Here is a 14,840-nt window from a genome sequence, read left to right as displayed (position 1 = left end):
CACGGCGCCGCAGTCCGGCGGAATGTCAGCAGGTTGGTCAACGGAGACGAACGAACGGATGAATCGATGATTAACAAGGTGATACCGACGGCCGCCGCTGCGGTGGCCGACATCCCGGACGGGGCCTCCCTGGCAGTGGGCGGCTTCGGTCTGTGCGGCATCCCGGTGGCGCTGATTGATGCCCTGCACGATCAGGGCGCAGCGGACCTGGAAACGGTCAGCAACAACTGCGGCGTGGACGACTGGGGCCTGGGCCGGCTGCTGGCGGACCACCGCATCCGCCGGACGGTGAGCTCCTACGTGGGAGAGAACAAGGAATTTGCCCGCCAGTTCCTTGGCGGGGAGCTGGAAGTCATCCTCACCCCGCAGGGAACCTTGGCGGAAAAGCTGCGCGCGGGCGGCGCCGGCATTCCCGCTTTCTACACCACCGCAGGGGTGGGCACCCAGGTCAGCGAGGGCGGGCTGCCGCAGAAGTACGACGGCGACGGCGGGGTGCTGCAGGCCTCCGAGCCCAAGGAAGTGCGCACGTTCGGCGAGGCGGAGTACGTGCTGGAGGAATCCCTGACGCCGGACTTTGCGCTGGTCCATGCCTGGAAGGGAGACCGGCACGGAAACCTGGTGTTCTCCGCCACGGCAATGAACTTCAATCCGCTCTGCGCGATGGCCGGACGGATCACCATCGCCGAGGTGGAGGAGCTGGTGGAACCGGGCGAGTTGGACCCGGCCGCCGTGCACGTGCCGGGGATCTTTGTCCAGCGGGTGGTCCCGGTGGGGCCGGGGGAGAAACGCATCGAGAAGCGCACCGTCACGCCCTCCGGAAAGGACTCCTGACATGGCACTGACCCGGTATGAACTCGCCGCCCGCGTGGCCCGCGAACTGGAAAACGGACAATACGTCAACCTCGGCATCGGCATGCCCACCCTGATCCCGAACTACATTCCCGAGGGCGTGGAAGTGGTGCTGCACTCCGAAAACGGGGTGCTCGGCGTCGGCCCCTATCCCACCGAGGAGCAGCTGGACCCGGACCTGATCAACGCGGGGAAGGAAACCGTCACGGTGAACTCCGGCGCCTCGTTCTTCGACTCGGCGGCCTCCTTCGGGATGGTGCGCGGCGGCCATGTGGATGTGGCGGTGCTGGGTGCCATGGAAGTGGCAGCCAACGGCGACCTCGCGAACTGGATGATTCCCGGCAAGATGGTCAAGGGCATGGGCGGTGCCATGGACCTGGTGTTCGGCGCCAAGCGGCTGATCGTGATGATGGACCACATCGACCGCAACGGCAATCCCAAGATCGTGGCCGAGTGCTCCCTGCCGCTGACCGGGAGGGCCTGCGTGGACCTGATCGTCACCGACCTCGCCGTCATCGAGGTGGGGCCGGAGGGACTGGTCCTGCGCGAGACCGCCCCCGGGGTTACCGTCGAGCAAGTCCTGGCGGCCACCGGAGCGCCGCTGGAGGTTTCCCTTGACGTATGAGGAACCCGACGCCGGCACCGAAGAACGGGCGATGGCGCCCCGGGTGATAGAACAGCGGGGCCTCTGGTACGAGGAGTTTGAGCCCGGCGCCGTTTACCGGCACCGGCCCGGGCGCACCGTGACGGAGGCGGACAACGTCCTGTTCACCACCCTGACCATGAACACCCAGGGCCTGCACCTGGACGCCGCCTACAGCGAGGGGCAGCCCTTTGGGCAGCGGCTCGTGAACTCCATGTTCACCCTGGCCACCATGGTGGGCCAGTCGGTGGGGCAGCTGACGCAGGGGACCCTCGTGGCGCAGCTGGGGCTGGGGGAGATCAGCTTTCCGCACCCGCTCTTCCACGGCGACACCCTGTATACCGACACCGAAGTGGTGGATAAGAGACTCTCCTCCTCCCGGCCCGGGCAGGGGATTGTCACGCTGGCACACACCGGCCGGAACCAAAGCGGTGACGTTGTGGGGCGCTGCACGCGAACCGCCCTCGTGTGGACGCAGGCCGGCGGCGGGGGCAACGGTGCAGGGTAACGGTGGGGGAGAGCAGCCCGGATAGCCGGTAAGCCGGCCGGCGGCGGGAACGGCTGCCGCCGGAGGATAGATTGGACGGAAATACCCCGGATGTGAAGGAGAGACCCGCGTGACGACATTCCCCATGGGACCTGCCCTGCTGTTCTGCCCGGCGGACCGGCCGGAACGGTTTGCCAAGGCCGCCGACCGGGCTGACGCGGTGATCCTGGACCTGGAAGACGCCGTCGCCCCTGCAGACAAGGAAGCGGCTCGGCGGAACCTGATTGCCTCGGACCTGGATCCGGGCATGACCATCGTGCGGGTGAATCCGCTGGGGACCGAAGAGTTTGACAAGGATCTGGCCGCGGTGCGGCAGACGCCGTACCGGACCCTGATGCTGGCCAAAGCCGAAGACGCTCCGGCCATCGGTGCAGCGCTCGCGGACTTCGCCGTCGTCGCCCTCGTGGAAACCGCACTGGGCGTGGTCCGCGCCGCGGAAATCGCGCAGGTCCCCTGTGTGACCGCCCTGATGTGGGGTGCCGAGGATCTGGTGGCTTCACTCGGCGGCGAGTCCAGCCGCAGCCCGGACGGCAGCTACCGCGGGGTCGCGCAGCATGCCAGGGCCACGGTGCTGCTGGCAGCCGGAGCGTATCGCAAGGGCGCCGTCGACTCGATCTACGGCAACATCAAAGACACGGACGGGCTGGGAATCGAAGCACGCGACGCCGCCGCCTCCGGTTTCGCGGCCAAGGCCTGCATCCACCCCGGGCAGGTGGCAGCGGTGCGCGCCGCCTACGCGCCTTCCGAGGATGAAGTCGCCTACGCAGCCGACGTGCTGGCGGAAGCCGCCAACCACGGCGGCGTCTTCAACTTCCGCGGCGAAATGATCGACGGCCCGCTGCTGAAGCAGGCGCAGCAGACGCTGAGCCGCGCCGGTCGCTGAGGAAATACTCAATTTCACGCCGGTGTCCGGACAGCTGCACGGGTGCTGCGCTACCTTCATAAGATGCGCATAGTCATAGCAGGAGCCCATGGACAGATTGCCCGCGAACTGGGGCGGCTGCTGGCCGCCCACGGCCACGACGTCGCCGGCCTGATCCGCAACCCGGACCACGCAGCCGATGTGGAGGCCGACGGCGTCGCCCCGGTTGTCATCGACCTGGAAAACAGCACCAGCGACGACGTCATCCAGGTCCTGACCGGCGCCGATGCCGCCGTTTTTGCCGCCGGTGCCGGGCCGGGCAGCGGCGCGGCCCGCAAGGACAGCGTCGACCGCGGCGCTGCAGTCCTGCTCGCCGACGGGGCGGAGCAGGCCGGCGTGACCCGGTTTGTACAGATTTCCGCCTCCGGACTGGACTCCGTCCGGGGCGGCTCCCGGCCCGACGGCGTGGATGAGGTGATGTATGCCTACCTCGTGGCCAAGCTTGCCGCCGAAGAGGACCTCATCACCCGTGACCTGGACTGGACCATTTTGCGGCCCGGGCACCTGACCAATGACCAGGCCGTGGGACTGGTGGAGCTCGGTCCGGAGGAGGAGCCGGGCAGTATTCCCCGGCATGACGTTGCCGCCGTCCTCGCTGAGCTGATCAACACCGGACGCGGCAGCCGGCAGGCGCTCTCGGTGGTCTCCGGTTCCACCAGCATCCCGGATGCCGTGGAGGCGCTTCCCATTACGCTCTAGTTTCGGGCGCTGGACTCACCGGTAGTACAGATAACGGGGTCATTCGGGCGCCGTAGGCCCGTTATCTGTACTACGGATCTCCAAAGGGCAGATGTGATGGCTGCTGCAGCCCCGCGTCCCGGGTGCACAGGTTCCCACTGTCTGGTCACTCCCGGGGCTTGCGGGATCCCATTTGCCCCACCTGTCCCAGAGGGTGGGAACTAGTGCGCGGCGCGGGCGCCGAGCGTGCAGCAGCTATGCCGGCTTTCACCCGCACCCAGACCATCGAGTGCGCATCAATGCCGACTTTTGCCGCGGCCAGCCCTCCGGGAGACAGACCGCGACCTCCACACGTGCGCGATACTGGAACCATGCACCCTCTCGCATCTTCCGGTACCCCGTCCGCAGCAGCAGCCAACAAGCCCTTTGGCAGTACTGAGGGGGTTCCGCGCCGCGTGGTGCTCCTGGGGTCCACCGGATCCATCGGTACGCAGGCCATCGACGTGGCCGACCAGGCGCCGGACCGCTTCACCATTGTGGCCCTCTCCGCCGGCGGATCGAATCTGGACCTTCTTGCCCGGCAGGCGGTCCACACCCGTGCAGCGGCCGTCGGTGCAGCACTCGTCGACACCGCCACCCTCCAGCAGGCCATCCGGGATGCCGCCCGCACCGCCGGGGTCTCCGATTACGACCCGGAGCTCTTCACCGGACCGGATGCTTCGACGGCCATTGCCGCCTGGCCCGAAGCCGAAGTGGTCCTGAACGGCATCACCGGCTCCATCGGCCTTGAGCCCACGCTCGCGGCGCTGGCTGCCGGCCACCTGCTGGCCTTGGCCAACAAGGAATCCCTGATCGTGGGCGGCGAGCTGGTCAAGCGCGCAGCCGCCCCCGGGCAGCTGGTCCCCGTGGACTCCGAACATTCCGCCCTGGCCCAGGCCCTGCGCTCGGGCACGGAACAGGAAGTGGACCGCCTGATCGTGACGGCCTCCGGCGGGCCGTTCCGCGGGATGAGCCGCAGCGAACTGGAGAACGTGACCCCCGACCAGGCCCTAGCGCATCCCACCTGGAAAATGGGCCGGATGGTCACCACCAACTCCGCCTCCATGGTCAACAAGGCCCTGGAAGTCATCGAGGCGCACCTGCTGTTCGACGTGCCGCTGGAGAAGATCGACGTCGTCGTGCATCCGCAGTCCGTCGTGCACTCCATGGTCCAGTTCGTGGACGGCTCCACCATTGCCCAGGCCTCGCCGCCGGATATGCGCCTGCCGATTGCCCTGGGCATGGACTGGCCGCACCGGGTGCCCGGTGCCGCCCGTCCCTGTGACTGGTCCAAGGCGACCTCCTGGACCTTTGAACCGTTGGATGAGGAGGCTTTCCCCGCCGTCGCGCTGGCCAAGCGCACCGCCGCGGCCGGCGGAACCGGCATGGCCGTCTACAACGCCGCCAATGAGGAAGCCGTGGATGCGTTCCACGACGGTCTCATCGGATTCACAGACATCGTTGATACGATCGCCGCCGTACTGGCAGAACACACCGACACTGCGCCGCTGACCCTGGAATCGGTGCTGGCGGCGGAAGTGTGGGCCCGGGCCGCCGCGCGGAAACGCTGCGGACGCTGACCGTGCCAGGCCCCAGCCCGCTTGACCCGATTGATCCGAAGGAAATTCGTTGACCGTTCTCCTCTTCATCCTGGGCGTCCTGTTCGTGGCGGTGGGCATCGCCGTGTCCATTGCGCTGCACGAGGTGGGCCATCTGGTGCCAGCCAAGGCCTTCAAGGTGCGGGTGACCCAGTACATGATCGGGTTCGGCCCCACCGTTTTCTCACGCCGCCGCGGCGAGACGGAGTACGGCGTCAAGGCGCTGCCCCTGGGCGGTTACGTGTCCATGGTCGGGATGTACCCTCCGAACAAGGCCGACGACGCCGAAGGAACCGTCCGCAGCTCCAGCACCGGGATGTTCCAGCAGCTGGCGACCGATGCCCGAGCGGCGGCCGCTGAACAGCTCCAGCCCGGCGACGAGAACCGGGTGTTCTACAACCTGCCGATCTGGAAGCGCATCATCGTGATGCTCGGCGGTCCCTTCATGAACCTGCTGATCGGCGTGGTGCTGTTCGCGGTCCTGCTGATGGGGTTCGGCACCGCCCAGAGCACCACCACGCTTGCCGAGGTCAACCAGTGCGTGATCACGTCCGACCAGGCGGCGCAGGGGCAGACGGAATGCACGGACGTTGATCCGGCTGCTCCCGCCCACGAAGCCGGGCTGCTGCCGGGCGACACCATCACCGCATTCAACGGCAGCGCCGTCTCGTCCTGGGAGGACCTGTCCTCCCGGATCCGCGAGGCGGCCGGCCGGTCGGTGCCGATCACCTACGTCCGCGACGGCGCTGAGCAGGACACGGTCATCACCCCGCTGCTCACCGAACGTCCCGTAACCGATGAGGACGGCGCCCCCGCGGTGGACGGCGACGGAAATCCCGTGACGCAGGAAGTCGGCTTCATTGGCGTTGCCGCCTCCACCGAACTGGTCCGCCAGCCGGGCACCGAAGTCCTGCCGGCAGTGGGGGAGAACCTGCAGAACATCGCCGGCGTGGTCATCAACCTGCCGCAGCGTGTTGTCGACGTGGCGCAGGCGGCGTTCTCCTCGGAAGAGCGTGATCCCAACGGCCCCATCAGTGTGGTGGGCGTGGGCCGGATTGCCGGCGAGATCTCCTCGCTGGAGGACGTGCCGGTGGAAAGCCGGGTCGCTTCGCTGCTGGGGCTGGTGGCCAGCGTCAACCTGGCGCTCTTCGTCTTCAACCTGCTGCCGCTGCTGCCGCTCGACGGCGGCCACGTGGCGGGCGCTCTCTGGGAGGGGCTGCGGCGGCGCGTTGCCAAGCTCTTCAAGCGTCCGGATCCCGGACACTTCGACCTGGCCAAGATGCTGCCCGTAACCTACGTCGTGGCCATCCTGTTCATGGGCATGACCGCACTGCTGATCTACGCGGACATCGTGAAGCCCGTGAGCCTCTTCAACTGAGATTAACGGGCAAGTTGAAACCGAAAATGGTTGTGATTGCAATTACAACCGGATACGGTTTCAACATGAAACCCACTTTTCAGGTGCCGCACTCCTGATGTTCGTTCTGACCATCGATCAAAAGGGCAGCCGCAGCGGCCGGGACCGTGTTCCGGACCTTCTGGGACTGCTCAGCGGCCTGCCCATGGACCTTCCGTTCGAACGGTCGGTGGGTGATGAAGTCCAGGGCCTCACGGCTGACGCGGGCACGGCCGTGGATGCAGCGCTGCTGGCACTGCGGGACGGCCAGTGGTCGGTGGGAATCGGCGTGGGAGCGGTGGACACTCCGTTGCCGGCCAGCACGCGGGAAGCTTCCGGTTCCGCATTCGTCGCGGCCCGCGATGCGGTGGAGCGCGCCAAGAAGACGGGCGACCGGCCGCCGGTGGCAGTGAGCGGCCCCGCAGGAGCAGCCGAGGCCGAAGCGGTGCTTGTCCTGATCGGGCGGCTGATCCGGGACCGGACCCCCGAACAGTGGCGGATCCTGGAGCATGTTGAACCCGGAACCTGGGGTGCCCAGAGCGCCGCGGCCCGTAAGCTCGGGATCAGCCCGCAGTCAGTGGGCAAAACCATTGCCCGTGCCGGCTGGCAGGAGGAATGGGCAGCCCGCCCCGCCGCGGCCGCGCTGCTCGCTCGCGCCTGCGAAAAAAGTGCGGCCGGGGTCCGGGCTGACGGGGGAAAGGGAAACACCTGATGGAGTTTGTCTGGATAGTCCTGACCCTGGCGGCCGCAGCAGTGCTTGGCTGGCCGGTGACCGCCGCGGTGCTGCGCCTGGCCCGGGCCGTGGAAAACTCCGGACCTCCCTTTTCCGACGCCGACCCCGCAGCCGACCAGGATCTGGATGCCCAGCTCAGTGCAGGAGGCAGGGGCTCCGCCGGCACAGCGCCGCAACATAGCAAGCCGTCCCTGCGCACGCCTGCCGCATCCACAGCATCCACAGCATCCGCAGCAGCCGTCGCCCCGCAGCGCCGGAGCGCTCCCGCACCGGGATCGGTGCTCCGCGGCGGCCTGGTCATCGGAGTCCTTGAGCGTCTCGCCGTGGCCGCTTCCGTGCTGGCGTCCGAACCGGTGGCCATCGCGTATGTCGTGGCCATCAAGGGGCTGGGCCGCTACGCGGAGCTTAAAGACACACCGGCGGCCGCCGAGCGGTTTATTATCGGCACTCTGACCTCCATGTTGTGGGCTGTAGGGGTGGCTGCAGCCGCCCGCGCCTTCCTGCTCTGAGGCCGCGATCCCGTAGGCTTGAGCCCATGAGCATTTTTGCAGTTGAATACGTGTACGACGCCGATTCCGCCCCCCTCCGTGACGAGCACCGCCCCACCCACCGCGATTGGCTGGCCGGTTTGGTGGAACAGGGACGGCTGCTGGCGTCGGGACCGTTTACCGACGGCGCCGGTGCTTTGCTGATTTTCACTGCCGAGGACGACGTCGATCTCTCCAACCTGCTGATGCAGGATCCCTTTGCCGCCGTCGGCGCCATCTCGGGAATGAAAACCACCGAATGGACGCCTGTTATCGGTGCCTTCGCCGATCTTGTCTAAGCCCTGAACGATATCCGTACATCCCGCATCGGTGCGGGTGGATAATGGATTAGCGCATCCCGCAGTGCGCTTTAGCCGAATAACTGCCGATGAGGCACATGGAGGACGTTTTGACCTCGGTCAACCTTGGAATGCCAGCAGCACCGCCGCCCACCCTCGCGCCGCGGCGCAAGACCCGCCAGATCAAAGTGGGATCAGTGGGGGTCGGTTCCGATTTCCCCATCAGCGTCCAGTCCATGACGACCACGCCGACCACTGACATCAACGCCACCCTGCAGCAAATTGCAGAGCTGACGGCGTCCGGCTGTGACATTGTCCGGGTCGCCTGCCCCAGCGCCGACGACGCCGCGGCACTGCCCATCATCGCCAAGAAGTCGCAGATTCCGGTCATCGCGGACATCCACTTCCAGCCCAAGTACGTTTTCGCAGCGATTGAGGCCGGTTGTGCCGCAGTCCGCGTGAACCCGGGCAACATCCGGAAGTTCGATGACCAGATCAAGGAAATTGCCCAGGCGGCAAAGGACCACGGCACCTCGATCCGCATCGGCGTCAACGCCGGTTCGCTGGATCCGCGCCTCCTGGCCAAATACGGCAAGGCAACCCCCGAGGCACTGGTGGAATCCGCAGTCTGGGAAGCGTCCCTCTTCGAGGAACACGACTTCCACGACTTCAAGATCTCCGTCAAGCACAATGACCCGGTGGTCATGGTGCGGGCTTACGAGCTTCTCGCCGAACGCGGCGACTGGCCGCTGCACCTGGGCGTAACCGAAGCCGGTCCGGCGTTCCAGGGAACCATCAAGTCCGCCACCGCCTTCGGCGCCCTGCTGTCCAAGGGCATCGGTGACACCATCCGCGTGTCGCTCTCCGCTCCTCCGGTGGAGGAAATCAAGGTGGGCAACCAGATTCTGCAGTCGCTGAACCTGCGCCCGCGCAAGCTGGAAATCGTGTCCTGCCCGTCCTGCGGCCGCGCCCAGGTGGACGTGTACACTCTCGCAGAGCAGGTAACCGCCGGGCTGGAAGGCATGGAAGTTCCGCTCCGCGTTGCTGTCATGGGCTGTGTTGTCAACGGACCGGGCGAAGCCCGCGAAGCTGACCTCGGAGTGGCCTCCGGCAACGGCAAGGGCCAGATCTTTGTGAAGGGAGAAGTCATTAAGACTGTTCCCGAAGACCAGATCGTTGAGACCCTCATTGAAGAAGCTATGAAGATCGCAGAGAGTATGGGGGAGTCCGATGGCGAAAATGCTGGCACGGGTGGCCCCATGGTTACTGTCGGCTAAGACCGGAACCACCGACCGCGGCGGATCAGAGATCCGCGGCGGCGGCACCGGGATGCTGCGCATCCTGGACGAGGCAGACACCGCTGCGCTCTGGGCCCTGGCCGAGACCGATCCGGTTGCCAACATCTTCCTGCTCTCGCACCTTGAAACGACCCGCACCGCGGCGCCCACCCCGGCAGGCGGGCGGGTCGTAGGCGTGTTCGACGACGGGAAGCTCACCGCAGCCTGCTGGGCCGGTGTCAACGTGGTGCCGGTGGGAGTCACCTCCGACACGGGTCCCGAGATCGGCGCATATTTGGCCCGGTCCGGCCGCCGTTACTCGTCCATCTTTGGCCCCGCCGAGGCCGTCCTGTCCATCTGGTCCGAACTGCAGCACTCCAGCCCGCAGCCCTTCGATGTGCGCAGCGACCAGCCGCTGCTGCAGATGACCGGAGTTTCGCAGGTGCAGCCGGCCCCCGGCCTGCGTTACGCCCAGCCCTCGGAACTCGACGTCCTGCTTCCTGCCTGCGCTGCCATGTTCGAGGAGGAGGTGGGGTACTCGCCGGTGTCCGGCGGCAGCCACCACTACCGGCAGCGAGTGAAGTCCCTCATCGCGCGGCAGCAGTCGCTGGTGGATTTTGATGCCTCCGGCCGAGTGGTGTTCAAGGCAGAGCTGGGCACCGTCTCCAGCGGCGCCGTCCAAATTCAAGGTGTGTGGATGAATCCCGCCTACCGCGGCCGCGGATTGAGCGCGCCCTACATGTCCGCCGTGGTTGAGGCCGCCCGGCAGGTGGCGCCCGTAGTCAGCCTGTACGTCAATTCCTACAACGCACCCGCCCGTGCGACGTATGAAACCGTGGGGTTCGAACAGGTGGGGACTTTCGCCACCATCCTCTTCTAAGGGCTGCTCCTGTTCTGCGGCGGACTCCGGACCGACCGCATTTCGCATGACGCACATCACCTCAGTAGGATGCTCAGTGTGCTTTCGGTGACACGGAAGCCGATGGCAGCACCACTCTCCGCTTCCGGGCTTATACCGGCGAGCGGGACACAAAACTGGGGGAAATACTTATGAAAAAGTCCATGAAAGCCGGTGCCCTGCTTATCGCAGGCGTCTTTGCGCTCTCGGCCTGCGGCTCCGATGCTTCAGCGGAACCTGCTGCGGCAGATTCTTCCGAATCGGCCACATCAGCATCGCCGACGCCCACGCCCACTCTGGCGGTAGGCCAGGAGCAGTACACGGCGGACGAACTGGAGGCCGCTCTCACGGCCGTCAAGGCGGACCAGGGACTGACCGGGCAGATCGCCAACGATGCCACCGTGCGCCCCGAGCTGGAGGGGGTGGAGACCACCTTCGACAACATCGTCATTACGCCCGAAGAGTGCAGCGCCCTGGCAACGGCCAACCTCTCGGAGAAGATCGAGCGCTCCACGCTGGCCATCATGCAGCTCAGTGAAACGGATTCGCTGACGGTCATCAGTTACGAAGACGCATCGCTCATTGACGAGCAGGTCAAGAACAACGACCAGCAGATGGTCGACTGCACCGAATTCACGATGGAAACGGCCGGACAGGTCCTGACCGCCAGCGCCGAAGAGGTTGACTCCTCCACCGATGCCGTCACCACCCAGGCGTACAGCGTCGCCGTCAACGCGGAGGGCCAGGAAACAACCACCCTGCAGATCAGCGGCTTTTCGGGCACCACGAACATCACCGTCAGCATGAGCGATCCCGCTGACGCCGCGGGTGCCCAGGGTGCGGCCGAGGAACTCATCGACGCCGTGCTCGCCGAACTGGAGAAGTAACCCCATGAAAAAGTCGATGAAAGCCGGTGCGCTTCTCGTTGCCGGAATCTTCGCGCTCTCGGCCTGCGGAAGCTCCGATGACTCCGCCTCGGCGGATTCCCCGGCCTCGGACTCACCGTCGCCCGCACCCACCCTGGCGGTAGAGCAGGAACAGTACACGGCGGAAGAACTCGAAGCGGCGCTCACCGCTGTGAAAGCGGACCGGGGGCTGACGGGGGAAGTCTCCAACGACGCGGCCCTGCGCCCCGGTCTGTCGGAAAGCGGCGCAGCCCCCGGCGGGTTCAATGTTGCGCCCGAGCAGTGCATGGAAATCCTCGGATTCGCGAATTTCTTCGGGGACCTGGACAACGCCAACGTCGCCGGGCTGGGGGCCAGCGAGACGCAGCGGATCACGGTGGTCAGCCACGCCGACGCAGCCGCTCTGGACCAGCAGGTCGATGACAACAGCAAGCTGGTGGACGAATGTGCTGAGTTCGAGATGACCGGTGACGGCGAAGGTGAGGTTGCCAAGGGAACCGCCGAGCGCCTGGACGCCTCCACCGAGGCGCCGTCCACGCAGGCCTTCACCGTGACCATGGCCGCGGCGGGGGTGTCGTTCAGCGGAATGAAGGTGGCTGCCGCTTCCGGCACCACCAACGTCGTGATCACCGTCAGTGAGTCCGAGGACCCCAAGGCAGCCCTGGCCAGCGCCGAGGAAACCATCAACGCGGTGCTCGCCGAACTCGCTCAGTAACCAACAATCCCCACGGGCCCGGCGGCACAAGCCGGCGCCCGCGAACCCGAGCGAACCGGGGCCGGACCTGCACGGCAGGCCCGGCCCCGCCGTCGTCGTGCCGCCTGTCCGGCAGCGGCGGCGGCACGCGCTAGATTAGAGGGGAGCGTTATTTCCCTATTTCTCCCCAGCATGAATGCAGCCACGGGCTGCAGAAACGGATACCCAGCGTGGTCCTTCGACTCTCCACTCTTTTCCTGCGCACTTTGCGCGAAGACCCTTCCGACGCCGACGTCGCCAGCCACCGCCTGCTGGTGCGTGCCGGTTACATCCGCCGTGCCGCGCCGGGCATTTATTCCTGGCTGCCGCTGGGACTGCGGGTGCTCGGCAAGGTCGAAACCATTATCCGCGAGGAAATGGCCGCCATCGGCGCCCAGGAAGTCCACTTCCCGGCGCTGCTCCCGCGCGAACCGTATGAGGCCACCAACCGCTGGACCGAATACGGAGACAACCTCTTCCGCCTGCAGGACCGCAAGGGCAACGACTACCTGCTGGCCCCCACGCATGAGGAAATGTTTGCGCTGCTGGTCAAGGACCTGTACAGCTCGTACAAGGACCTGCCGGTCTCGCTGTTCCAGATCCAGAACAAGTACCGCGACGAAGCCCGGCCGCGCGCCGGCCTGCTCCGCGGCCGCGAATTCATCATGAAGGACTCCTACTCCTTCGACATCGACGACGAGGGGCTGGAGGCCAGCTACCAGGCGCACCGCGGCGCCTACCTGCGCATCTTCGAACGCCTGGGCCTGGAAATCGTTGTCGTGTCGGCAGTGTCCGGTGCCATGGGCGGCTCCAAGTCCGAGGAGTTCCTGCACCCGACGCCGGTTGGCGAGGATACCTACGTGCGTTCCGCCGGCGGGTACGCCGCCAACGTTGAAGCCGTCACCACAGTTCCTCCGGCCGAGATCGACTTCGCCGGCGCCCCCGCGGCGAAGGTCGTGGACACCCCGGACACGCCGACGATCGACACCCTGGTGGCAGACGTCAACGCCCGCTTCGCCCGGGAAACCGGCGAGTGGACTGCCGCCGACACCCTCAAGAACGTTGTCCTGGCCGTGACGCTGCCCACGGGCGAGCGCCGGATCGTCGTCGTCGGCGTTCCCGGTGACCGCGCCGTGGACCTCAAGCGCATCGAAGCGAACATCGCCGCGCACGTGGAGATCGGCGGCGAGCTCGAAGTCGATGCCGCCACCGACGAAGACATCAAGAAGCACCCCGGCCTGGTCAAGGGCTACATTGGCCCGGGACTGTCCGTGGACGAACCGGTCCTCGGCACCGAATCCGCCACCGGCCTGCTGTACCTGGTTGACCCGCGCGTGGTCTCGGGCACCAGCTGGATCACCGGCGCCAATGAGGCAGGCAAGCACGTGATCGGCCTCGTCGCCGGCCGCGACTTCACCTGGGACGGCGTCATCGAGGCCGTCGAGGTGAGCGAGGGAGACGAGGCGCCGGACGGATCCGGTCCGCTCGAAGCCGCCCGCGGCATCGAAATGGGCCACATCTTCCAGCTCGGCCGCAAGTACGCCGAAGCGCTGGGCGTGAAGGTGCTGGACAAGAACGGCAAGCTCGTCACCGTGACCATGGGCTCCTACGGCGTGGGTGTCACCCGTGCCGTCGCTGCCCTGGCCGAGTCCAACCACGACGACAAGGGCATTGTCTGGCCCCGCGCCGTCGCTCCGGCAGACGTCCATGTGGTGGCCACCGGCCGCGGCGAAGAGATTTTCGCAGCAGCCGCCCAGCTGTCCGAAGAGCTCGAAGCCGCCGGCCTGGAGGTCATTTACGACGACCGCCCCAAGGTGTCCCCGGGCGTGAAGTTCGGCGATGCCGAGCTCATTGGCGTGCCCACCATCCTGGTGGTCGGCCGCGGCCTGGCCGACGGCGTCGTGGAGATCAAGGACCGCGCCACCGGCGTTGCCGAAAACGTGCCGGTGGCTGAAGCGGTGGAGTACGTGCGCCGCGCAGCAGCGCAGTAGCACCAGGTGGTCTCCGGTCTCGAGGAGATTCAGCTCGCCACCATCCTTCTTGTGGTGGTGGCGGGCCTGGCGGCAGGCTGGGTGGACGCCGTCGTGGGCGGCGGGGGACTGCTGCAGCTGCCCGCCCTGCTGCTGATTCCGGGCATCACTCCCGTGCAGGCGCTGGCCACCAACAAGATGGGCTCCATCTTCGGCACCACCACCAGCGCCGTCACCTACTACCGCCGCGCCCATCCGGACCTGCGCACCGCCCTGCCCATGGCCGGCGTCGCGCTGGTGGGGAGCTTCGGGGGAGCGGTGCTCGCGGTGTCGCTGCCGTCCTCGGTGTTCAAGCCGATCATCGTGGTGGCGCTGATTGTCGTGGCAGTGTTCACGGCCACCAAACCCACCGTCGGTGAGCTCACCAAGCTGCGCCACCAGGGCCGCCGGCACTACGGAACAGCCGGAGCCATCGGCCTGGCGATCGGGTTCTATGACGGGCTGATCGGCCCCGGAACCGGGTCCTTCCTCATCATTTCCATGGTTACCTTCCTCGGCTATAACTTCCTCGCGGCCAGCGCCAAGGCGAAGATCGTGAACATGGCCACCAACCTCGGGGCACTGGCGTTTTTCCTGCCGAACGGTGCGCTGCTGTGGGGCATCGGCCTGATCCTGGGCCTGGCCAACATGGTGGGCGGCTACATCGGCGCCCGGATGGCGGTGAAGCAGGGCAGCAAGTTCATCCGCGTGGTGTTCCTGGTGGTGGTCGGCGCCCTGATCTGCAAGCTCGGCTACGACGTGTGGGTGGAGAACATCCGCGGCTGAG

At 66.6% G+C, this 14,840-nt stretch carries 16 protein-coding genes; all 16 read left to right on the top strand.

Going from position 1 to position 14,840, the window contains the following annotated elements; translation table 11 throughout:
* The first annotated feature begins 66 nt into the window (after positions 1 to 66).
* The 16 genes from WKB88_RS06885 to WKB88_RS06810 all read left to right on the top strand — a co-directional run bounded on the left by WKB88_RS06885 (position 67) and on the right by WKB88_RS06810 (position 14,839).
* Positions 67 to 831, top strand: coding sequence for a CoA transferase subunit A (locus WKB88_RS06885; protein WP_341393803.1), 765 nt, complete (start codon positions 67 to 69; stop codon positions 829 to 831).
* 1 nt (position 832) lies between these two features.
* Positions 833 to 1,474, top strand: coding sequence for a CoA transferase subunit B (locus WKB88_RS06880; protein ID WP_341393802.1), 642 nt, complete (start codon positions 833 to 835; stop codon positions 1,472 to 1,474).
* A 31-nt stretch (positions 1,475 to 1,505) separates the two neighbouring features.
* Positions 1,506 to 2,000 (top strand): MaoC family dehydratase, encoded by a 495-nt coding sequence (locus WKB88_RS06875; RefSeq protein ID WP_341394234.1) that lies wholly within the window; start codon positions 1,506 to 1,508, stop codon positions 1,998 to 2,000.
* A gap of 124 nt (positions 2,001 to 2,124) precedes the next feature.
* Positions 2,125 to 2,922, top strand: coding sequence for an HpcH/HpaI aldolase/citrate lyase family protein (locus tag WKB88_RS06870; protein WP_341394233.1), 798 nt, complete (start codon positions 2,125 to 2,127; stop codon positions 2,920 to 2,922).
* Positions 2,923 to 2,985: 63 nt separating this feature from the next.
* Positions 2,986 to 3,660 (top strand): NAD(P)-binding oxidoreductase, encoded by a 675-nt coding sequence (locus WKB88_RS06865; RefSeq protein ID WP_341393801.1) that lies wholly within the window; start codon positions 2,986 to 2,988, stop codon positions 3,658 to 3,660.
* Positions 3,661 to 4,010: 350 nt separating this feature from the next.
* Complete coding sequence (gene dxr / locus WKB88_RS06860) at positions 4,011 to 5,258, top strand: 1-deoxy-D-xylulose-5-phosphate reductoisomerase (RefSeq protein ID WP_341393800.1); 1,248 nt, start codon at positions 4,011 to 4,013, stop codon at positions 5,256 to 5,258.
* 49 nt (positions 5,259 to 5,307) lie between these two features.
* Positions 5,308 to 6,654, top strand: coding sequence for a M50 family metallopeptidase (locus tag WKB88_RS06855; RefSeq protein ID WP_341393799.1), 1,347 nt, complete (start codon positions 5,308 to 5,310; stop codon positions 6,652 to 6,654).
* A gap of 97 nt (positions 6,655 to 6,751) precedes the next feature.
* A complete protein-coding gene (locus tag WKB88_RS06850; protein ID WP_341393798.1) occupies positions 6,752 to 7,384 on the top strand; it encodes a MarR family transcriptional regulator in 633 nt (210 codons plus the stop codon).
* The gene (locus tag WKB88_RS06845; protein WP_341393797.1) at positions 7,384 to 7,914 is read left to right on the top strand and encodes a hypothetical protein; all 531 of its coding nucleotides are present in this window, start codon (positions 7,384 to 7,386) and stop codon (positions 7,912 to 7,914) included. Before WKB88_RS06850 ends, WKB88_RS06845 begins: the two co-directional genes overlap by 1 nt.
* A 26-nt stretch (positions 7,915 to 7,940) precedes the next feature.
* On the top strand, positions 7,941 to 8,231 hold the full coding sequence (locus WKB88_RS06840) for a YciI family protein (protein WP_341393796.1): 291 nt from the start codon (positions 7,941 to 7,943) through the stop codon (positions 8,229 to 8,231).
* 110 nt (positions 8,232 to 8,341) lie between these two features.
* Positions 8,342 to 9,508 carry a flavodoxin-dependent (E)-4-hydroxy-3-methylbut-2-enyl-diphosphate synthase gene (ispG, locus tag WKB88_RS06835; RefSeq protein ID WP_341394232.1) on the top strand — a complete coding sequence of 389 codons (1,167 nt, stop codon included), beginning with the start codon at positions 8,342 to 8,344 and terminating at the stop codon, positions 9,506 to 9,508.
* A complete protein-coding gene (locus WKB88_RS06830) occupies positions 9,483 to 10,388 on the top strand; it encodes a GNAT family N-acetyltransferase (RefSeq protein ID WP_341393795.1) in 906 nt (301 codons plus the stop codon). Before ispG ends, WKB88_RS06830 begins: the two co-directional genes overlap by 26 nt.
* A gap of 170 nt (positions 10,389 to 10,558) precedes the next feature.
* On the top strand, positions 10,559 to 11,293 hold the full coding sequence (locus WKB88_RS06825; protein WP_341393794.1) for a hypothetical protein: 735 nt from the start codon (positions 10,559 to 10,561) through the stop codon (positions 11,291 to 11,293).
* Positions 11,294 to 11,297: 4 nt separating this feature from the next.
* Entirely contained in the window at positions 11,298 to 12,026 is a 729-nt protein-coding gene (locus WKB88_RS06820) for a hypothetical protein (protein WP_341393793.1), read from the top strand.
* A gap of 209 nt (positions 12,027 to 12,235) precedes the next feature.
* Positions 12,236 to 14,035, top strand: coding sequence for a proline--tRNA ligase (locus WKB88_RS06815; RefSeq protein WP_341393792.1), 1,800 nt, complete (start codon positions 12,236 to 12,238; stop codon positions 14,033 to 14,035).
* Positions 14,036 to 14,041: 6 nt separating this feature from the next.
* Positions 14,042 to 14,839 (top strand): sulfite exporter TauE/SafE family protein, encoded by a 798-nt coding sequence (locus WKB88_RS06810; protein ID WP_341393791.1) that lies wholly within the window; start codon positions 14,042 to 14,044, stop codon positions 14,837 to 14,839.
* Position 14,840: the final 1 nt, after the last annotated feature.

The sequence above is a fragment of the Arthrobacter sp. G119Y2 genome, assembly GCF_038069765.1.
Taxonomy (GTDB): domain Bacteria; phylum Actinomycetota; class Actinomycetes; order Actinomycetales; family Micrococcaceae; genus Arthrobacter_B.
Note: the sequence above shows the minus strand (reverse complement) of the source record. Positions and strands in the feature narration are given on the sequence as shown.